This is a genomic window from Streptomyces sp. NPDC054866 (assembly GCF_053610745.1).
In genome coordinates this window covers 787,896-808,145 of the sequence record NZ_JBSGZA010000002.1, presented here as the reverse complement: position 1 = coordinate 808,145, position 20,250 = coordinate 787,896, and the positions used below count along the sequence as shown (strand labels likewise).

General features: G+C 72.4%; 16 protein-coding genes and 2 pseudogenes. 5 read left to right on the top strand and 13 right to left on the bottom strand.

What is annotated here, in order from left to right; genetic code table 11:
- Positions 1-31: 31 nt before the first annotated feature.
- Positions 32-1,738, bottom strand: a complete 1,707-nt coding sequence (locus tag ACWGI2_RS12410) for a serine/threonine-protein kinase (protein ID WP_453695154.1) — start codon at positions 1,736-1,738, stop codon at positions 32-34.
- A 229-nt stretch (positions 1,739-1,967) separates the two neighbouring features.
- Here ACWGI2_RS12410 and ACWGI2_RS12405 point away from each other — a divergent pair, with 229 nt between their 5' ends.
- A complete protein-coding gene (locus tag ACWGI2_RS12405; RefSeq protein WP_453395397.1) occupies positions 1,968-2,264 on the top strand; it encodes a hypothetical protein in 297 nt (98 codons plus the stop codon).
- Between the two features lie 15 nt (positions 2,265-2,279).
- On the opposite strand, the gene ACWGI2_RS12400 is transcribed toward ACWGI2_RS12405, so the two are convergent.
- Both ACWGI2_RS12400 and ACWGI2_RS12395 read right to left on the bottom strand, forming a co-directional pair.
- A complete protein-coding gene (locus ACWGI2_RS12400) occupies positions 2,280-3,113 on the bottom strand; it encodes an ABC transporter permease (protein WP_453695152.1) in 834 nt (277 codons plus the stop codon).
- Entirely contained in the window at positions 3,110-4,018 is a 909-nt protein-coding gene (locus ACWGI2_RS12395; protein WP_453395395.1) for an ATP-binding cassette domain-containing protein, read from the bottom strand. The genes ACWGI2_RS12400 and ACWGI2_RS12395 overlap by 4 nt, the downstream gene beginning before the upstream one ends.
- A 132-nt stretch (positions 4,019-4,150) precedes the next feature.
- Between ACWGI2_RS12395 and ACWGI2_RS12390 the strand changes: the two genes are divergently transcribed.
- The 4 genes from ACWGI2_RS12390 (at position 4,151) to ACWGI2_RS12375 (ending at position 8,551) form a co-directional block, all read left to right on the top strand.
- Complete coding sequence (locus ACWGI2_RS12390) at positions 4,151-5,359, top strand: sensor histidine kinase (protein ID WP_453695150.1); 1,209 nt, start codon at positions 4,151-4,153, stop codon at positions 5,357-5,359.
- A 23-nt stretch (positions 5,360-5,382) separates the two neighbouring features.
- Positions 5,383-6,099, top strand: coding sequence for a response regulator (locus tag ACWGI2_RS12385; protein ID WP_453695149.1), 717 nt, complete (start codon positions 5,383-5,385; stop codon positions 6,097-6,099).
- A 35-nt stretch (positions 6,100-6,134) separates the two neighbouring features.
- Complete coding sequence (locus ACWGI2_RS12380; RefSeq protein ID WP_453695147.1) at positions 6,135-7,019, top strand: ATP-grasp domain-containing protein; 885 nt, start codon at positions 6,135-6,137, stop codon at positions 7,017-7,019.
- A gap of 314 nt (positions 7,020-7,333) precedes the next feature.
- Entirely contained in the window at positions 7,334-8,551 is a 1,218-nt protein-coding gene (locus ACWGI2_RS12375) for a Cmx/CmrA family chloramphenicol efflux MFS transporter (RefSeq protein WP_453695145.1), read from the top strand.
- Here ACWGI2_RS12375 and ACWGI2_RS12370 read toward each other — a convergent pair.
- The 10 genes and pseudogenes from ACWGI2_RS12370 to ACWGI2_RS12325 all read right to left on the bottom strand — a co-directional run bounded on the left by ACWGI2_RS12370 (position 8,479) and on the right by ACWGI2_RS12325 (position 20,132).
- Entirely contained in the window at positions 8,479-9,096 is a 618-nt protein-coding gene (locus tag ACWGI2_RS12370; RefSeq protein ID WP_453695143.1) for a hypothetical protein, read from the bottom strand. The two genes, ACWGI2_RS12375 and ACWGI2_RS12370, sit on opposite strands and share 73 nt — an antisense overlap.
- Complete coding sequence (locus ACWGI2_RS12365; protein ID WP_453695142.1) at positions 9,077-9,916, bottom strand: FkbM family methyltransferase; 840 nt, start codon at positions 9,914-9,916, stop codon at positions 9,077-9,079. Before ACWGI2_RS12365 ends, ACWGI2_RS12370 begins: the two co-directional genes overlap by 20 nt.
- The gene (locus ACWGI2_RS12360; RefSeq protein ID WP_160504877.1) at positions 9,913-10,140 is read right to left on the bottom strand and encodes a Trm112 family protein; all 228 of its coding nucleotides are present in this window, start codon (positions 10,138-10,140) and stop codon (positions 9,913-9,915) included. Before ACWGI2_RS12360 ends, ACWGI2_RS12365 begins: the two co-directional genes overlap by 4 nt.
- Positions 10,140-11,045: a hypothetical protein gene (locus ACWGI2_RS12355; RefSeq protein WP_453395896.1), complete on the bottom strand. Its 906-nt coding sequence runs from the start codon at positions 11,043-11,045 to the stop codon at positions 10,140-10,142. Before ACWGI2_RS12355 ends, ACWGI2_RS12360 begins: the two co-directional genes overlap by 1 nt.
- 16 nt (positions 11,046-11,061) lie before the next feature.
- Complete coding sequence (locus ACWGI2_RS12350; protein WP_453695141.1) at positions 11,062-11,817, bottom strand: class I SAM-dependent methyltransferase; 756 nt, start codon at positions 11,815-11,817, stop codon at positions 11,062-11,064.
- Positions 11,814-12,929, bottom strand: a pseudogene (locus ACWGI2_RS12345) (condensation protein); the annotation flags it as partial. The pseudogene ACWGI2_RS12345 and the gene ACWGI2_RS12350, both read right to left, overlap by 4 nt.
- A 333-nt stretch (positions 12,930-13,262) precedes the next feature.
- Positions 13,263-13,718: pseudogene (locus ACWGI2_RS12340) on the bottom strand (condensation protein); the annotation flags it as partial.
- Positions 13,715-18,253, bottom strand: coding sequence for an alpha-(1->3)-arabinofuranosyltransferase domain-containing protein (locus ACWGI2_RS12335; protein ID WP_453695140.1), 4,539 nt, complete (start codon positions 18,251-18,253; stop codon positions 13,715-13,717). The gene ACWGI2_RS12335 and the pseudogene ACWGI2_RS12340, both read right to left, overlap by 4 nt.
- Positions 18,250-18,969, bottom strand: a complete 720-nt coding sequence (locus ACWGI2_RS12330) for a class I SAM-dependent methyltransferase (protein ID WP_336605773.1) — start codon at positions 18,967-18,969, stop codon at positions 18,250-18,252. The genes ACWGI2_RS12335 and ACWGI2_RS12330 overlap by 4 nt, the downstream gene beginning before the upstream one ends.
- Positions 18,966-20,132: a glycosyltransferase family 4 protein gene (locus tag ACWGI2_RS12325; protein WP_453395386.1), complete on the bottom strand. Its 1,167-nt coding sequence runs from the start codon at positions 20,130-20,132 to the stop codon at positions 18,966-18,968. The genes ACWGI2_RS12330 and ACWGI2_RS12325 overlap by 4 nt, the downstream gene beginning before the upstream one ends.
- Positions 20,133-20,250 lie beyond the last annotated feature (118 nt).

Sequence of the window (20,250 nt, the reverse complement as noted above, 5' to 3'; positions counted from 1 at the left end):
CGAGCCGAGCTGAGCTGAGCCCTCGGAACCGTCAGCCTGTTCGCGTGAAGGAGCGGTGCGCCTCGATGAAGTGGCGTTCGCCCGCTGCCGCGCGGCCGGCCGGGGCCGAGACCCACAGGTCGTACATCTTGCCGCCCTCGTCCCAGCTCAGGTCGTACGTGCGGCGCGGTCCGCCGTCGCCGGAGCCGCCGTCCCAGGTGAACTCCCAGACTGCGGCGGGGTGGCCGTTGTGCGTGGTCTCCCGGACCGAGCCGTCGCGGTAGCCCGGATAGTCCGAGGGGCCGTCCTTGTGTGCCTGCCGCATCACCGCCACGGGGCCTTCCGGGTCCAGGGGCTGGGGGTGGACGCCGATGCGGAAGGCGTTGTCCGCCGAGTTGTAGAAGACGCGGGGCGGTTCGGACGAGCGGACGAAGCCGTTGGGCGTCACCATCTTGAAGCCGGTGGGGTCGGAGACCGTCCGGTAGCCCGCGGGGGCCGGGTCGTCGTCGGCGGGCTTGTCCGGCTTGTCGGGGGCGGCCGTCCCGGCAGGGGCGGGCTTGCCGGTGCCTTCGGGGGACGGCTTGGGGGCGGGGCTCTTCTTGCCGTTCCTGCCGTCCTTGCCGGGCTTCTTCGGCTTGTCGGCGCTCTTGGACGGCGTCTTGTCCGGCTTCTCGGTCTCCGGCTTCTCACGCACCTCGTCCGCGGGACCACCGCGTCCCGTCGCCTCCGTCCCCGTGCTGGAGTCACCCCGCGTCATGATCCACGCCCCGGTGCCGCCCGCGGCGAGCGCGAGGACCAGGGCGCCGGCCAGGAGCGCCGTACGGATCCGGGGGCGCGCCGCCGGTGCCGGGGCCGAGCCGAGCACGATCGCGTCGTCGGACGGCGGCGGCGTCGCGGGCCTAGGGGCCACCGGCGTGCGAGGGACGGTGGGCATCCGCTCCTCCACCAGGAAGCCCCGCAGGGCCTGTTCGGCCTCGTCGGCGCCGAGCCGCCGCTCGGGATCCCGCTCAAGAAGGCCACGTACGACGGGAGTCAGCGGACCGGCGGATTCCGGGACCCTGATCTCGTCCATGACGACGGCGTGCAGGACCCCCGCCACCGAGTCCCGGTGGAACGGCGACTCGCCCTCGACCGCCGCGCAGAGCAGCACCCCGAGCGACCACAGGTCGGACTCCGGGCCCGTGCGCTTCCCCGACATGCGCTCCGGGGCGGTGTACTCGGGCGAGCCGACGAACGCGCCCGTCTCCGTGAGCGTCGTCTGCCCGGCGACCTGCGCGATCCCGAAGTCGGAGAGCACCACGCGCTCCGTACCCGCCTCCAGGAGTACGTTCGCGGGCTTGAGGTCGCGGTGCAGGACCCCGGCCGTGTGCGCGGCGCGCAGCGCGGCGAGCAGGGCGAGGCCGATGCGGGCCGCCTCGGCGGGCGGGACCGGGCCCTCCAGGGCCATCCGGTCGGCGAGCGAGCGGCCGTCGATCAGCTCCATCACGAGCCAGGGCTGCGCGTCGTGCTGGACGACGTCGTGCAGGACCAGGATCCCGGGGTGCTTCACCTGCGCGACCGAGCGCGCCTCGCGCAGCGTGCGTTCGCGCCTGCCCGCGGCGTCGGCGGCCGACTGGCCCGCGTCGACGTGCAGCTCCTTCACCGCGACGGCACGGCCCAGGAGCTCGTCCTCCGCTCGCCAGACCGTGCCCATGCCGCCGCGCCCGAGCGGCGTCGTGATGCGGTAGCGCCCCGCTATGAGATCCCCGTGACTCGCCATGGCCGCATCATACGAACTCCCGTTGCAATAGGCGTAGTTGGGCCGATTGGTGACCGTGGTGCGTGAGTGGCGTGACCGAGCGGTGAAGGGAGGTGAAGAGAGGTGAACGGCGCACATGCCGACGGCAGATGCAACCGCACGCCGGATACGTGGCGTGCCTGATCGCCTACGTTGGGTGACTGCAGTGGGTCGCGTCGGGAGTGGCCCGCAAGGTGGAGGGGATCTCAACATGATGCGACGACGCATGGCCGTGACCCTGGGGGCGCTCGCGACGGCCGCGACCCTGACGATCGCGGTGCCGGGGTCGGCGTACGCGGCGGAGGGTGTCCTGATCGTGAACGGCAACGCGCACGAGAACCCGAGCGGCTGCTATGGGGTGGACTGGTTCCCGTCCTCGGTCACCAACCACACCGACGCCATCGCCGAGGTCCACTCAGGCCCGGGGTGCAGCGGCCCGGTCGAGTGGCTCGTCCATCCCGGCGAGACGTACTACACGGAGACGGCCCAGAGCGTCTTCATCCTCTGAGCTCGTCTGCGGGCCTCACTGATCGCGGCGTTGTACCGCGGTCACCGCGATCGCTGCCGCCGCCACGGCCCATGCGCCGTAGACCGTCCAGGCTCCCGTGGTCGTCCACGGGTGGAGGCCCGCGGCGGCGTCGGGCTGGGCCAGGCGGGCCCAGGCCTTGAGGGGCAGAGTGTGGGAGAGCGTCGCCGACCAGTGACGGCCTTCGGTGAGCATCGCGGGGAGCAGGAGGAGCGTCGCGAAGAGCGTGACCATCGTGGTGGTGCTGTGGCGGATGAGCGTGCCCAGGGCCATGCCCACCAGGGCGCAGACCGGGGCGAGCAGCGCGGACGCCACGACCGCGCGCAGTGCGCCCGGGTGTGAGATCCCGATGCCCGCGTCGCGTCCGGACAGGATCGCCTGCGTGAGCACGAAGGAGGTCGCGGCGAGCGCCGCGCCGAACACCGTCGTCACCGCGGCGATCACCGTCACCTTGGCGGCCATCACCGAGCGGCGGTCAGGGACCGCCGCGAACGTCGTGCGGATCATGCCGGTCCCGTATTCACCGACGACCGGCAGCGCGCCGATGGCCCCGACGGTCAGCATGTAGACCAGCGCGCCGTTCGAGGTGAAGGCCTCCTGGAGAGGGATGCCCGCCCGGATGAAGTCGTCCCGGCCCGAGCTGTTCTGCAGCGTCCAGTTGCGATACGTGTCGTAGGCCGTGCCCCCGTTGAACGCGAGGACCGACAGGGCGCTCAGGACGAAGACCCACGCCGTCGAGCGCAGCGACCAGAGTTTGATCCACTCGGCGGCGATCACGTCGCGGAGGCGGGCCACGGGGTCTGTGGCCGCCGGAGGGGTGAGTGTCGTCATCGGGGCTCTCCTGCCACGTATTCCACGCTGTCCGCGGTGAGTTCCATGAACGCCTCCTCGAGGGAGGCGGTGCGGGTCGTCAGTTCGTGCAGCAAGACCCGCTGCTGGAGCGCGAGTTCGGCAATGCGGGGCGCCGGGAGACCGGTCACGGTGAGTGCGTCCCCCTCCCTCTCCACCGACGCGCCCTCGGCGGTCAGTACGTCCGCCAGCCGCACACCGTCCGGCGTACGCACCGTCACGCTCAGCCTCGTCCCCCGCGCCGCGAAGTCGGTCAGGCTCTCCGCCGCGATCAACTCGCCCCGGCCGATGACGACGAGCCGGTCGACCGTGTTCTCCATCTCGGACATGAGATGGCTGGACACGAAGACCGTGCGGCCCTCGGCGGCCAGGCCCCGGAACAGCCCGCGCACCCACTTAACGCCCTCCGGATCAAGGCCGTTGAGGGGTTCGTCGAAGAGCAGCACCGGTGGATCGCCGAGGAGCGCGGTGGCGATCCCGAGCCGTTGCCGCATGCCCAGCGAGAATCCGCCGATGCGGCGCCGCGCCGCGCCCGCGAGCCCCACCTCGCGCAGCACCTCGTCGACACGGGCCCGCGGGATGCGGTTGCCGCGGGCCAGGGCGTACAGATGGGCCGCGGCCCGGCGACCGCCGTGCACGTCGCCCGCGTCGAGGAGCGCGCCGACGTGGCGCAGTCCGCGCGGCCGGTCCCGGAAAGGGCGGCCGTCGATGGTGGCCGAGCCCCGGGTGGGGTCGTCCAGTCCGAGCAGCAGCCGCAGCGTGGTGCTCTTGCCCGCGCCGTTCGGGCCGAGGAACCCCGTGACGTGTCCGGGGCGCACGGTGAAACTCAGGTCCTTGACGGCGGTCTTGCCGCCGTACCTCTTGGTCAGTTCGTTGACTTCGATCACCCGGCCCACGGTGCCGGTGCGCGAACATCCCTGTCGTCGGACCACCGCCGACAATCGCGCGGGCGGGTGTCGACCGTGGGTGTACAGCCACGGTCCGATGACCTCGCGGGCCCCCGTCGTTACGATCGGCGCATGTCGGCCACACCGCGTCTTCCCCTGCTCAAGCGCATACCCGTGGGCGTCTGGACGGCAGTGACGTGGTGCGCGGTGACGCTCCACCCCCTCGTCGAGTACGTCCTGATGCCGCCCCGGCAGCACGTCTCGTACTCCTTTCCGCGGGACGGCATGGACGCGCCCGGCGCCCGGCTGCTCCTGCTCATGGCCACCGCCCTGGCCCTCGCGGGCTGCGCCGTCCTGAGCCGCAGGCCGCGGGCCGCGATGGCCCTGCTCGTCGCGGGCACGGGCGCCTCGATGGCGGCATGGCACCAGACGGAGACGGTGCCGACCGCCTACCTGCCGGTCACGGTCGCCCTCGGGTTCATCACGGCCCAGAACTCCCGGCGTACCTCGCTGATCGCGTGCGCCATGGCCTTCGGGGCGCTGTTCGCGCTCTGGGCCCCGCGTGAGCTGCTCGGCTTCGGCCGTGACGACGGCACCGCGGCGGAGCCGTACATCGCGCTGACCGCCGTCGTCGCCTGGCTCATCGGGAATTCGGTGCATCAAGCCCGCGTGTACGCGGAGAATCTGCGCTCCCAGGCCGCCACCCAGGCCGTCACGGCCGAACGGCTGCGCATCGCGAGGGAGTTGCACGACATGGTCGCGCACAGCATCGGCGTCATCGCCCTCCAGGCGGGCGCCGCACGTCGGGTCATCGACACCCAACCCGCCGGTGCCCGCGAGGCGTTGACCGCCATCGAGGCCACCGGCAGGGAGACGCTGTCCGGCCTGCGCCGAATCCTCGGCGCCCTCCGCGAGGCCGAACCGGGAGAGGACCGGACGCCGCTCGGCCCCGAGCCCGGCCTCGCCGCGGTCGACCGCCTCGCCGAGACGGCGACCGCCGCCGGGGTCCGCGTCGACGTGCGGTGGCTCGGTGAACTCCGGCCGCTGCCACCGGAGATCGACATGTCCGCGTACCGCATCATCCAGGAGGCGCTCACCAATGTCGTACGCCATGCGAGCACCGCAACGTGCCGGGTGTCCGTGACCTGCCGCGCCGATGAGCTGTCCATCGAGGTGATCGACGGCGGCCGTGGCCGCGGCAGCACCCCGGACGGCGGCTACGGCCTCATCGGCATGCGCGAACGGGTCGGCCTGCTGCACGGCGAGTTCTCCGCCGCGCCACGCCCCGAGGGCGGCTTCCGGGTCGCCGCGCGCCTGCCGGTGCCGGCGGGGGTCCGATGAGCGGGCAGGCAGGCGAGGGGCCGATGAGCGGACCGAGCGGATCGGCGGTAGCCCCGGATCCAGCCCCCGCGCCCTTCCGCGTCGTACTCGTCGACGACCAGCCCCTCGTCCGTGCCGCCCTGCGCATGGTCATCACCGAGGCCCCCGACATCGAGGTCGCGGGCGAGGCGGGCACCGGCACCGAAGCCGTCCGGCTCGCCGAGGAACTGAGGCCGGACGTCGTGGTGATGGACATCCGCATGCCCGGCATGGACGGCATCGAGGCCACCCGCCTGATCACCGAGGGCCCCAGCAGGAACACCCACGTCATCGTCCTGACCACCTTCGACGACGACGATCACGTCTACGGCGCGCTGCGCGTCGGCGCCGCCGGGTTCCTGGTCAAGGACATGGCGCTCGACGACATCCTCGCCGCGATCCGCGTGGTGGCCGCGGGGGACGGCCTGATCGCCCCGAGCGTCACCCGCCGCCTCATCAAGGAGTTCGCGGGCCGCCCGAAGCCCGACTCCCGCCCCCGGGCCCGGATCACCGGCATCACCGACCGTGAACGCGAGGTCCTGACCCTCGTCGGCAGAGGCCTCTCCAACACGGAGATCGCCGCCGAACTCTCCCTCAGCGTCGCCACCGCGAAGACCTATCTGACCCGCCTGCTCGCCAAGCTGGACGCACGCGACCGGGTGCAGCTGGTGATCATCGCGTACGAGACGGGTCTTGTCGGGAGCACGTCGACAAGTTGTTAGCCTGCGGGGCGGATCATCGAACCCTGGAGGACCACGTGTCACCCGACCGTCCCACGATCGCCCTGGTCACCAGCAGGCCCCAGCTGGAGACCGGCCTCGACCGTGACCTCCCCGAGCTGGCGAGCTCGCTCGGCGCGGCGGGTGCCGACGTCGCGACCGTGTCCTGGGACGACCCGCGGGTCGACTGGGAAGGGTTCGACCTCGTCGTCATCCGGTCCGCCTGGGACTACAGCGAGCGCGTCGCCGAATTCGTCGCCTGGGCGGGACGGGTCGCGCGGCTCACCGTCCTCGCCAACCCGGCGTCCGTGGTGCGGTGGAACACCGACAAGCGGTACCTGGAGGAGCTGGAGGCGGCAGGGGTGCCCGTCGTGGCCACCCGCTATCTGGCCCCCGGCGACGCGGTGGACATCCCGGACGACGGCGCGTTCGTCGTCAAGCCCGCGTACGGGGCCGGCGCGCGCTACGCCGCCCGGTACGAGAAGGGCGAGTACGAAGCCGCCGCGGCGCACGTCGAGCGGATGCACGGTGAAGGCCTCACCGCGATGGTGCAGCCCTATATGCCGCGCATCGACGAGACCGGGGAGCGCGCGCTCGTCTTCGTCGGCGGGCGGTTCCTGCACGCCATACAGAAGGGCGCGGTGCTGGCGCCGGGCACTGCGTACGACGACGAGAAGATGCCGCACCCCGACCTCCGGTCGTGGCAGCCCACCCCCGCCGAACTCGGCGTCGCCGAGCGGGCGTTGGCGGCGGTGCCGGGCGACCCCGAGCTGCTGTACGCACGCGTGGACCTCGTCGACGACGCGGACGGCGACGCGCCCTGCGTCATGGAGCTCGAACTCGTCGAGCCGAACCTCTTCCTCGCCCTGCACCCGGCCTCGCTTGAGGCCGTGACGAAGGAGATCCTGACCGCCGCGAGTTAATCGGGTGGACGTGGTGCGTGAGGGCTGATTAGCCTGCCGCCATGTCCAGTCCCGAGTCCGACAGACTCTAGCCACCGGCCCGGCATGTCCGGTGGCTGAGCAGTTCTGCCGAAGCCGAGCGCCCCGCGAAGCTGGTTGTGTGCAACCGCGGGCGCGTCGTGGCTGGTCGCGCAGTTCCCCGCGCCCCTTCGGGGCGCTGCCTGGCCCACGCCGCTGGATCCTTCGCCGTCGCGCGGACTGACCTTTCCTTTTCCCGGCCGGCGGCCATCCGCTGCCCTGCCGGTCGATCACTGACGTGTTTGCGGAGTACCTTCATGCCCTTCGCCCTCTACATGCTCGGCCTTGCCGTCTTCGCGCAAGGAACCTCCGAGTTCATGCTCTCCGGTCTCGGCCCCGACATCGCCGCCGACCTCGATGTGTCCCTCTCCACCGCCGGCACCCTGACCTCGGCCTTCGCCGTCGGGATGGTCGTCGGAGCGCCGGTGATGGCTGTCCTGAGCCGCCGCTGGCCACGCAGGACCGCGTTGCTCGCCTTCCTGGTCACCTTCCTGCTCGTCCATGTCGTCGGCGCGCTGACCACCAGCTTCGCCGTGCTCCTCGCGACCCGCGTCGTCGGTGCGCTCGCCAACGCCGGGTTCCTCGCCGTCGCCCTGGTCGCCGCCATCGGCATGGTCGAGCCGAACGCCAAGGGGCGCGCCACGTCGGTGCTGCTCGGCGGAGTCACCCTCGCCTGTGTCGCGGGCGTCCCGGGCGGCGCGCTGCTCGGGCAGTTCTGGGGGTGGCGGTCCGCCTTCTGGGCGGTGGCCCTCGTCTCGGTGCCCGCCGTCCTCGCGATCCTGCGGTCCGTGCCCGCCGGTGCGGCCGACACCACGGGGGCGGGTGGCGCGCGCGGGGAACTGCGGTCGCTGCGCGCACCCCGCCTCGTCGTCACCCTGCTCCTCGGAGCGCTGGTGAACGGCGCGACCTTCTGTACGTTCACCTACCTCTCGCCGGTGATCACCAACGTCACCGGTTTCTCGGAGAGTTGGGTGCCCGCGCTGCTCGCGCTCTTCGGCGTGGGGTCGTTCATCGGGGTCACGGTCGCGGGACGGTTCGCGGACGCACGGCCCGTTCCGTTCCTCCTCACGGGCACGGTCGCGCTGCTCGCCGGATGGGTGCTCTTCGCGCTGACCGCCGGGAATCCCGTGGCGGCGGTCGTCCTCGTACTCGTCCAGGGCGCGCTGTCCTTCGGCGTCGGCTCCGCGCTCATCACCCGGGCCCTGTACGCGGCGACCGGCGCCCCCACCCTCGCGGGCGGCTTCGCCACGGCCGCGCTGAACGTGGGCGCCGCCATCGGCCCCGTCGGCGGCGGCATCGCCCTCTCGGCGGGGCTCGGCCACCGCTCGCCGCTGTGGGTCAGCGCGCTGCTGGTGGCCCTTGCCCTCACGGCCGGGGCGGTGGCGCTCCTCCGCAGCAGGCGTCAGCCGCCGTCGGGCAGCGAAAGCCGCTGGAGCAGCCCCCAGGTGAACTCCGCGACGCAGCGTCGCGGCTGACCCGACCCGTCCGGCGCGGTGAAGGCGAGCCGCCAGCGTGTGGGCGCCGTGCCCTCCATCGGGCGGGCCGGGGCGAACGCGCGGGCGGCCTCGTCGACCGTGCACGACCACGGAGTGAGGTCGTCCAGGGTGCGGAGTGCGGGGCCCGGGGTGCCGGGCGCGCGGATCAGCCACTCGTTCCACACCGCGCCGTTCGGTGCGCGCAGGACCTCGAAGCGCAGGGTCGGCCAGAGCGGCACCGGCCACAGCAGGGCCTCGCACTCCAGGTCGCCGATCTGCCGGGCCACGGTGGCCTCGGGGGCGCCGAGCACCGAGCGGTAGCGGGAGACCGCGCCGCGCGAACGGGGAGAGCGGCTCATCGCCTGCCAGCGGCGGTTGGCCTCGCGCATGTCCGCGATGGAGACGCCGAGTTCGTGGCGGGCCGCCTCCACCAGGTCCGGGTTGTGGTCGGCCATGCGGCGCAACAGGACCAGCTGGAAGTCGAGAGGGGTGAACGGGCCCGATGACGCGGGGCCGGAGGCGGAGCTAGCGGACATGCGCTCCATGGTCGCGCACCGCCGCCGCTCCCGGGCGGCGCCCGCCGGGAAGGAAGAGCACCGAGTTGACGTACCGGGGCCTGCGCGGCGTGAGCACCCTGCGCAGCAGGCCCTGCGACACGACGTACGACGTGTCGTTCTGGTGCGCCTCCAGGTCGAAGCCGTCGAGCGGCACCCAGGTGTCGTGGGGCAGGACCCAGCCCTGGTAGCCGTGGTGCCGGGTGAGCAGCTCGATGATCGGCTTGATCGGCTGGATGCGGGACTCCAGCTCGATGAAGAGGGCGGGCCGGTCCCGGGTGAGCAGATCGTGGGCGCCGTGCAGGACCGGCAGTTCGTTGCCGTCCACGTCGATCTTGATGAAGTCGACGTCGCGCAGGCCGAGCCCGTCCAGGGTGAGGCAGGGCACCTCGACCGCCTTGGCGTGGATGTCCCTGCGGATGAGCGAGGAGACCCCGCGGTCCCCGCGGTCGCCCTGCGGCAGCCAGAGCCTGGCCGTGCCGGGGCGGTCGGTCGCCGCGGCCTGGATCACCCGGACGTTGCCGGGCGTGGAGGTCTCCAGGAACCGGGCCAGATGCGGTACGGGCTCCACCGTCACCACGCGGCGCGCGCGCGAGGCCAGGCGGCGCGACCAGGGGCCGTACCAGCCGCCGACGTCCACCGCCGTGCCGCAGCCGCGCGGGCAGAGGTCGGCCAGGCGGGCGAGCTCCGGCTCGAAGCGGGGGTAGACGAGACGGGCCAGGGCGCCGATGAGGCGGGCGGGGAGGTGCGGGGCGAGGCGGGCGGCCACCGTCTTGTGGGGCTTTGCGACGGACCTCTCGGGGCCCGTCACGGGGAGATCCGCTTCAGGAGCTGCTCGTGCTCGTCCTCCGATATCTGCTCGCCCGACGAGGGCAGGAGCTGCGGTATGCCGTCGATGATCGGATAGCGGCGGCGCAACCGCGGGTTGTAGAGCACCTCCTCCGGTACGAGGGGTTCCGCGGGCTCCAGGAGATGCAGCGGACCCTTGTCCAGCGGACACGCAAGGATCTTCAGGAGGGGGTCTTCGGGGTTCATCAGCTCGTCAACTCCTTGGTCGGGGGCGTTGCTTGGGGCGGGGGCGCGTCATGCTTGGGCATGGCGAGGAGGACGGAGACCGCGAGCGCCGTGCCCGCGATCCGCAGGGCGAGCCGCAGCGGTTCATCCGGCAGCGGCTCGCCGAAGGCCAGCGTGCCGAGTACCGCGGTGAACAGCGCGGTAACCGTCGTACACACGGGGACGATGAGCGAGGCCCGGCAGCGTTGCAGCGCCGCCTGGGACATGATCAGGCCGAACGCACCCGTGAAGAGCAGGAGATACGGATACGGGGAGCGCAGCAGGTCGAGCAGCGCGGAGCCGAGTTCGTCCGTGGTCAGATAGCTCGACACGCCCTTGATCGCGAGCGAGCTCACGCCGTAGAGGAGCCCGACGGCGACCCCGTATTCGACGCCTGTCGTGGGCAGCCGGTGCCGGTGCTTCGCGCGCCGCTCGGCCGATCCGTACAGCAGGACCCCCGCGGCGAGCGAGGGCAGGCAGACCGTGAGGACGAGCGGGACGGGCGCGCTGCGGCTGACGGTGTCCGACTCCTCGCTCAGCGAGAGGACGACCATGAGCAGCGCGAGGAGGATGGCCCCGACGGCGTACCGCTCGCGCCCCGACGTCTGCTCGCCGAGCAGCACGGAGGAGAGCAGCAGCAGGAGTACGAGCCCGGAGACGAAGATGCCCTGCGCGGCGGCGATCGGCAGCGTCCGGTAGACGGCGAGCTGCGCGCCGAACCCGGCGGCGAGCGCGAGCGATCCGCCGATCCACAGCGGGCTGGAGACGACCTGCTTGAGCAGCCGTGCCGGGCTGCGCACGCTGACGGAGGGCATCGCGGTGAGGGCACGTTTCTCCAGGACGAACCCGGTGCTGTAGAGGACGTTCGCAAGGAGGGCGGCGGCCACACCCCACCACATGGCCTTACGTCCTTCGGGCGTGCAGCAGCAGGATCGACGAGGCGCTCGGCACGGCGCAGGCGAGCCGGTCCAGGGCGCGCAGCGGACGCGGTACGCCGTGGAAGGGCGCACCGGCGACGCGCACCACGTCGAAGCCGGACGCGGCGACGAACTCCCGCAGCGCGCGGGCGGTGTAGAGCCGCAGATGCCCGACGACTTCGCTCCCCGGCCGCCCGTGGATGCCGCGCAGACTGACCTCGGAGAACACGGGCTGCACCCCCGCGAGCAGGAGCCCGCGGTTGTACCAGGCGGCGAGGTTGGGCGTGGACAGCATCAGGTGCCCGCCCGGCCTGAGCACTCTGCGCAGCTCGTCGAGCGCGCTGTCGGGATCGACTAGATGCTCGATGACTTCACTGAAGAGCACGGCGTCGGCGGAACCGTCGCCGAACGGCAGCCCTCCATCGGTGAGTTCACCGCGTACGACGTACGGCAGATGCGCGTGGGCCCGCTTCAGGGCGTCCTGGGACCAGTCGACGCCGACGACGCGATGCCCGGCGAGGAGCGGGGCTGCGGTCGCCGCCGCGGTGCCGTCGCCGCAGCCGATGTCGAGGACGACGGCCGTACGGGCGGTGGCGGGGCCGATGGCGTCGGCGAGCATCCGGGCCTGGCGCAGGCTGCGGGCGTCGCCGGACGCGACGGGGACGGAGGGGTCCTCGTAGAAGTCCCGCAGATCGCGGGGCGCGGTGCTGGTGCTCGCGGTGCTGGTGCCGGTGCTGGTCAAGGTGTCTTCCCCTCCTCCGTGTGCTCCGTGTGCTCAGTGGCATGGAGGTAGTGCTCGAAGAGGTCGCGCAGGTGTGCCCCGTCGCCGCTGCTGAGCAGGGTCTTCGACCAGCGCAGGGCGACATGCAGGCGGCCCGCGGTGGATGCCGTGGTCACGGTCAGGCCGCGGGGCAGCCGGGCGGGCGCGGAGAACCAGACGGCGTACGCGCGGCCGGCGTCACCGAAGTCGAGGGGATACGGAACGCGCCCGATGTTGCTGAGCAGCGTGGTGGAGGTCCAGGGCGCGGCGGCTCTGCGCAGGCCGCGCGTGACGGCGGCTCTGAGGGTGACGGGCAGCACGGGCGAGGTCAGCAGCGCTGCCCCGCGGCCGAGTTGGGGCCGGGAGAGGGCCTTGAGGGTGCGGGTGCGGTCGGCGGTGCGGCGCAGGAGTGCCCCGATGTCTTCCGGGCCCCACTCCTTGGAGGTCAACTCTGCTGCGCTGAAAGGAACTTCGACCAGCCGGGTGCCGTTCCCGATGGGCATGTCCATGCTGCGGGGCCGGTCGTCGACGGGCATGGTGATCCGGAACGGCCTCGGCCGTGCGCCGTGCTCCCGGTTCCAGTGCGCGATCATCAGCGCGGTCGCCACCATGAGCTGATCGTTCACGGTGAACGGCGCCCCCTTGGGCCGCCGAGGCACCGGCAACTCGGCGACGAGCATGCCGTTGCCGGGGGAGGGCTCGGGGGTGCCGCGCGAGACACGGGCGGGCGCGGCCCACCCCGAGGGCGCGTCGCCCATGTCCCCCGCGCTCTCGGGCACGGAGGCCACGGGCGTACGCAGAGGAGGCGCGGCGGGGGAGTTGTCCTGCCCGCCGTACAGCTCGGCGGCGGTGGCCAGGACCCGAAGGCAGGCGGGGCCGTCGAGGGCAGTGTGATTGATGGTGAGGAAGAGGACACTGCCGTTACTGGCGGGGCGCTTCTCGCTGGCGGGGCGCCCTGAACTGCCGGCGGGGGCGGCGCCCGTGCCGGGCGGGGCGCCTTCGGGGTGGGTGCTTCCCGAGACGCCGGGAGCACCGGTCCCGGCGGAGGAGCCAGCCCCGCCGGAGGCGTCGGCCCCCGCAGCGGCTGCGCCTGCCTCCGGGCCCTGGCCACCACCTTCGCCCGCAGCGGCACCCGCCCCGGCGCCCGAGTGGACGTCGGCCTGGCCGCCGTCCGCCCGGCCGTTGCCCGCCGCCCCGGCCGGACCAGTATTCGTGCCGAGGGCGGGAGCGCCGGTCGAGTTGCCGCCCACTTCGGAGGCGTCCGTGCCGTCTGTGTCGCCCACTCGGGCGGCGATCGTGCCGCCCGAGCTGCCCACCCCGGAAGCGGTGGTGCCGCCCGCGCTGCCCCCTCCGGAGGCGGTGGTGCCGCTTGAGCTGCCCACCCCGGAGGCGTCCGTGCCGCCCGCGCCGCCCCTGCCGGAGGCGTCCGTACCACCCCCGCCGGAGGCGCCCCCGCCGTTCCGGCTTTCGTTCTCCTCGGCCGCGATCACCTCCAGGCGGATCGGCGGTGAGGCCGACAGGGGTGGTGCTTCCGACAGGGAGCGGGTGCGGGCCTTTTTCAAGGCGTCACGCTCCGGGGGCGGGAACGTCACCACCTCCACGTCCGGCTCCGCCGTCAGCTCCCACTCGTAGCGGCGGCGGTACCAAGGCCCTCGCGCCTCCCGCATCAAGATGCGCGGGTGGCGGCGCAGGGCCTCGGTGAACGCGGCCTTCAGGCGGGCCGGGTCCGGTGTGCCGGGCAGGTGGACCTCGATGTGTACCGTCTCCGGCTCCTCCTCCTGGAGGCAGTGCCTGGCGACCTCGTCGACGACGGGGAACGGCACGCGCTCCGGAGGCCGTTCGGGTCCGTCCGCGTGACGTGCCGGGTGATCGAGTGCGGTCATCGTTCCGTGTCCTCCCCGGGGGTGGACGGCGCCGCGGCTCCCACGGGTCCGTCCGTCGCCCTTGGCCTGCGCCGCCTGAAGCGCGTGGTCCGCGCGGTCCGGGTACCCGGCGGTGCCGGTTCCGGCTGGGCCGACGCGGGGCCCCTGGCGGAAATGGTCGAGCTGGTCGCCGCCTGCGGGGTGCCGCCACCGGAGTCCGCGTCGGCGCCCGGCCCGCTCTCCCCGCGCCTCCGGCGCGGCAGGGGAGTCGTACCCAGGTCCCGGTCAGGACCCGGCGACGGCGTCATCGGGGGAGCCGCCGGGGGAGCCGCGGGCGGCGGCTGGTGCGGAGGCGGTGGCCCCCACGGAGCGGCCTCGCCACCGGAGCCACCGGTGTCACCGGACCCGGAAGCTGCCGGCGCAGCCGGAGCCGCACCCCGCACACTCACCAGCGCCGCGAACAGCGCGATCAGCGCAAGGAGTTGGGCGGCCGGGCTGAACGCGCCCTCGTCCGCCGTGGCAGGCTCACCCGCCCCCACCGCCGCCGCGATCCCCGCCCCGGCCATCGCCACGAAGGCGAGCGGCACGAGCAGCGCGTGACGGCGCCAGGCAAGCAGCGCGAGAGCGGGGACGAGCAGCGCGAACCAGCCCGCGATCACCGCGGCCACCAGCGTCAGCGCCACCGTGCCCAGGATCAGCCCCGGCGCGGGCGGCGCCAGGTCAGGGCCGTCCGGGTTCGGCTCGCGGCGCCGGATCAGGACCAGGGCGATCAGGGCAAGCACCCCGACCCCGCCGCCGATCAGGCCGATCTCGTAGATCCGCGAGGGCTCGTACGACAGCTTGACCGTGCCGCCCTCGCCCTTGGGGACCAGGAAGCCCTGCTGCCAGCCGTCGAGGCGTACGGACGACAGTTCCTTGCCGTTCAGCGTGGCCTTCCAGCCGTCGTTGATGTTCTCGTAGGTCGAGAGGTACGAGGCCGAGCCCGCGCCCACCGACACCTCGCGCCGGTCGCCGAGCCAGTCCTTGATGTTCAGCGAACGGGACTCGCGGTCGATCGCGCCCGGCGTCCCCTGCGTCAGCGAGACGTCCATGAGGGCGAGCGGACCCGCGTCCCCGGCCTCGACGGTGTGCTTGCCCGCGTCGAGCGACAGGGCTGTGTTCTCCGAGCCGCGCGAGCAGAGCGTCACCTCGATGGGCCGCCGCTCGACCAGATCCCGTACCGAACCCTTCGCGCTCGTCGCGTGGAGCTTGCCGTCGACGGCGAGCTCCGGGCCTTCACCGCAGGCGAGTTCGAACGTCGACGAGGCCGACGGCTGCTTCGTCCGGTACTTGTCCAGGGCCGGGACGTAGACCTCGGTGAGGCCCACCGGCAGCTGCAACTCGTCGTCCGCCACCGGGTTGTGGACCTTCAGCGGCGCGGTCCTGGTGACCGTGATGGTCAGCTCGTCCGTGGTGATCGGCGGGAACCGGACGTTGCCGTTCTCGTCGACGCCGGCGATCGCCGCGCCGTCCGGCGAGCTGATCTCGACCTTCTCGGGGCGCGTGGAGAGCCCGCCCGCGGCGGGAAGGACGATCTCGTCGATCGCCTCCTTGCCCTTCCACTTCAGATGGACCACGGGACTGTCACCCGCGATCCACGCCGTCGTCAGGTCGCCGTCCGTGAGATTGCGCGGCGACAGGCCGCCGCCGAGCTTCGACGTGGAGTCGGCGCTCGCGACGATCTGGTCCTTCTGCTCGGGCGCCACCTTGTAGAGCAGCTTGTCCAGTTCGGACCCCGGCACGGCGACCGCGCTCGCCTTCACCTCGTACTCGGCCTCGGCCGGAGTCGTGAAGCGGCGGTGCAGTCCCGACTCGGTGTTCACCGGCGACAGGGCGCTCGGGTCGGAGGAGCGGTGCATCGAGTACGTCGTCGCGTCGGCGCCCTCGGCGGGCGCCCTGGCGGCGGACCCGGTGTCCGTCGGCAGCTGCAGCAGCTTCGTCACGCGCACACCCGGAACGGTGATCTCCGAGAACCCGGCGCCCGTCAGACCGGCCTTGCCGATCTCCGCGTCCAGGATGGTGACCTTCAGCCAACTGGAGTCGCCCGCGGGCGCCTTGACGCTCTGGCGCATGCCGTTGGGCTGGAGCGAACTCGTACGGCTGCCCTGCTCCGTCTCCACCCGCACCCGCGTGGCCGCGGCCCGCACGCCCTCCTGGGGCAGCGGCGTGAGCCGGATCGAGGACGGGACGGACTCCTTGGACCTGAACTCGGCCTTGATCCAGGCACCGTCGGGCTTCCCGGGGCTGCCCTCGGCCCATGCCGTGGCCGGATTGCCGTCGAAGGCGTTCACGGGGTCGTACTGCGGCAGATGGAAGAGCCAGTTGCCGTAGCTCGACGCCGTCACGGACTTCGCGCCGCGCAGCTGAGCCGTCGTCTGGTGCTCGATCCCCGAGGTGGGCAGGATCTGGTGCGGCTTCTTGCCCGCGTCCTGGAGGGCCCCGCTCGCGTTGCGTTCGCCCGGTGTGTACGTATAAGAGGTGTTGGAGTTGACCAGGCCGAAGCGCGTGTCGGCACGGCGCAGACCGTCACCGACCGCCTGAAGGCCGGGAGTTCCGACGCCCGGGTGGTTGTCGCCCGTCAGGACGGAGGGGCGGTCCCGCATCGAGGGGTCGGCGGACAGCTGGAGCAGCGACTCGGGGCCGCCGCTCACCACGGCCGTGTTCGAGACCGGCTTGATCCCGGCCTGGCCCGGACGCTCGGCGCCCGACCCCGGTGCGTAGATCTCGACCGGGCGCTGGCGCGGGTAGAGGCCCTCGACCTGGAGGGGAGTGTCGTTGGGTATCTTCCCGCCGGTCTCCGTCGGACCGAAGCCGGTGACCCGCTCGAAGCCGGACTCCTCAAGGGTCCGCTTGACGGTCGCGGTCGGTACGTTGCCGACCTGGTCGGGGTCGAGGTCATTGCGTACGACGACGTAGTACATGCCCGCGCGCGTCACGTAGTCGCGCAGCCCGGGGACCGCGCCGCCGGTCGCGAGCGCCTGTTCCACCGCGTCCATCGCGCGCCGGTTGCCTGCCGTGCCGAACGGGACGTAGTCCCGCTGCGCCCAGCGCGACTCCGCGAGCACGTCGAGGGGCTGGTCGATGGGCGAGCCCCAGGTGTAGATGCCGTGCGCGGTGGCGGGCACCACGAGCGCGCGGGAGTCGGGGGAGTACTTCTCCAGCCAGTCGGCCGTCGCCTGCCAGTAGTTCGGCAGCTTCTGGAAGGAGCCGGGCTGGAGGATCGAGCCGTTCAGGTACGGGAAGGCGAGACCCGGCAGCACGAGCAGGGCCGCGATCAGCGGGGCGAACTTGCGCCCCCGCACCGGCCGCGCCCCGCGCGCCTGCGCGGCCACGCCGACGAGGTGCATCAGGCCGAGGACAAGGGCGAGCGCGAGGCCCGTCTGGAACTTGTAGATGTTCCGGAAGGGGACGAGCCCGCCGTTCAGCCACGACTGCACGGTCTCGTGGAAGGGCGCCCCGAACGCGCCGCCGTAACCGGCGAGCGTGATCAGCACGACCGAGAGCACGGTCAGGACGAGCCAGCGCCGCTCGGGCAGATCACGCCGCGCGAGCCCGGCGAGGCCGAGGGCGGCGGCGAGCGCCGAGCAGACCACGACGATCACGGACGTCGCGACCGTCCAGCCGGCGGGCAGCCATGCCTCGCCGAAGTTCAGATAGGCGACCCAGTTTCCGGCGCCGCGCAGCGTCTCAGTGGCGGACATCGTGCCGGTCGTGGTGGCCGAATTCTCCACGTACGGAAGGAAGTTCTCGCCGTAGATGCCGAGCATCAACAACGGCACCACCCACCAGGCGGTGGCGAGGATGACGCCGGGCACCCACCAGGTGATCAGCTTCCGCTTGCGTGGGCCGTTCGGCCTCGACAGGAGATACAGGCCCACGGGGAGGAGGGACGCCAGCGTCGCCGCCGCGTTCACGCCGCCCATGAAGGGGATGAAGAGCGCGGACCGCAGAGCCGCCGACCGCGCGCTGATGCGGTCGTTCGTCAGCGGGAGCAGCACCCAGGGCAGGAGGGCGCCCGGCAGCGCCGCCGCCGACGTCGACCCGACGACGACGGTGAACGTCGGCCACAGGGCGTACGCCACCGCGCCGAGCAGCCGGCTGGCGCTGCTGCCGATCTGCAGCCTCTCGGCCAGCCGCAGCGCACCCCAGAAGGCGGTCGCCACGATCAGCGAGAGCCAGAGGCGCTCCGCGAGCCAGACGGGGAGCTGGACGAGGTCAGCCAGGCCGTAGAACGGCAGCATCGGCCACGTATAGCCGACGTACTGGTCCTGGATGCCGCCGAACCCGCCCCGGTCGTGCCAGAGCTGGCCCAGGTCGGAGAGGAACTGCCAGGGGTCGACGGCGACTCCCAGCTTGGTGTCGAACGTCATCCGCCCCGGCTTCACAGCCAGGAAGAGGACGAAGACCACGGCCCAGAACCCGAGCAGCCAGCGCTTGGAGCGCGGGCCTCTGCCGGGTTCGGGGGCGTCAGCCGTTGGCCGGACTGCCGCCGGGGGTGGGGCCTGGACCGTGGTCATGGACACCGCCTGAGGATGAGAAGGAGATTCCAGGTGGCGAACTCGCGTACACCCGGCACTTTGGTGATGCCGCTGGCCAGGAACGGCCAGTAGCGGGACCGTGCGGACACGACGGACACGTCGCCCCTCGCCCGCACTTGGCGCAGGGTCGGGCCGACGTGGTGAGCGAAGAGGTTCTCGCCGAGCGTGTGTTTGGCTGCCTTGCCTGTACGTCGTTCATAGCGGGCGCGCCCACGGGCGCCGCCCAGGTAGTGCCAGGGCGCCCACTCGTGGCCGCCCCACGGCGAGTACCAGTTGGTGAAGGAGACGTAGATCAGGCCACCGGGCCTGGTCACCCGCACCATCTCGCTGAGGAACGTCTGCGGATCGTCCACGTGCTCGAGGACGTTGGAGGAGAACGTGACGTCGGCGACGCCGTCCGCCAGCGGGAGGAGATACCCGTCGGCGACGACGGAGCCCTCCGGCGGCTTGGCGCCCAGTTCGGCCGGGTCCGGCTCGAAGAGGAAACTCTGCGCGCCGCGCCGCCGGAACTCCTCGGTGAAATAGCCACCGCCGCCGCCGACATCGACGACGACACGGCCCTTGACCGGTCCATAGGCCTCGACCTGGTCGGCGGCGTCACGGGCGAGCAGGGTGTAACACCGCTCGGGCTCTTGCTGCTCGCGCAGGAAGGCCCGGAAGAGGGTGACGGAACGGCGCAGGGACGGATCCTTCACGCGGACCCCTGGGCTGTCTGGTGCGAGACGATCGCCTCGGAGGCCACCGCCTGGAACTCGCGTACGGAATTGGCCCACCGGTAGCTGGTGGCCCGCTCACCCGCGGCCTTGCCGAAGGCCCTGCGGCGGTCGGCGCTCAGCGCCAGGGTGCACCAGGCGGCGGCGAAGGAACTCTCGCCCCGGGCGAGCAGCCCCGTCACGCCGTCCTCGATGGAGTCACGCACGCCCGGTACGTCGAAGCCGATGGCCGGGGTCGAGCGGGTCGCCGCCTCGGTGATGACCAGGCCCCAGCCCTCCACGGCGGAGGGGTGAAGGAGCATCCACGCCTCGCAGAGCAGCCGGTGCTTCTCGGCCTCGGAGACATGGCCCTTGAACTCGACGCCGGGTCCCGCGATCTGTTCGAGGCGGGCCCGCTCGGGTCCGTCGCCCACGATCACCAGGCGTCCTCCGGTGACGGGCCTGACCCGCTCCCAGAGGCGAAGCAGCAGGTCGATGCGCTTGTACTCGACGAGCCGTCCCATCGCGAGGAACATCGGCTCGTCCGAGCGGGGGTGGAGCGGGCCCGGCTCCTCGACCCCGTTGTGGACTATGCGTATGCGCTCACGGTCGACGCCTATCGCACGCAGTGCGGTGGCCGTCGACGGCGATACGGCCACCAGGAGATTGCCGCGCTGGGCACCGGAGAGCGACCAGTGTTCGAGTCTTCGGCCGAGCCGGGCCGCGGGGGCGAGCGCACCCTGGAAGCGCATCCCCCACAGATCGGTGTGGACGTGGTTGACCAGGCACAGAGTGGGCCCGCGATGCCACAGCGGCGCCAGGTACGGCATGCCGTTGCAGACCTCGACCAGGAGGTCGCAGTCGCCGACCTGCCGGGTGAAGGCGGACCGCGAGCGCAGATAGTGCCCGAGGTCACCGCCCGCCGAGACGACGCGGTAGTCGCGGAAGGCGGCAGGGCCCCCGCACAGGAGGGTGACCTGATGGCCGAGCTTGCTCAGACCGTCGGCAAGACGGTCGACGAGCAGTTCGGATCCACCCGCGGCCGGGTTCGCGAGGTCGCGGCGGGCGAGGAATACGATCCGGCGCGGCTGCGGGGGAGGTGCCGGTAGCCGTTGCGCGACCCGCGGGGTTGCGGCGCGCAGCGGAGAAGGCACGTGCTGGGGCATGCGTGCTCCAACTCGTCAGGGTGCGGAACCGTGAGGTCGCTATGGGGGGTTGCACCGTTCGGGGTCGCTTACGGAGGTGCTGTGCTGTGACTGTGCGGGGGCGGTGCGGGGACTGTGC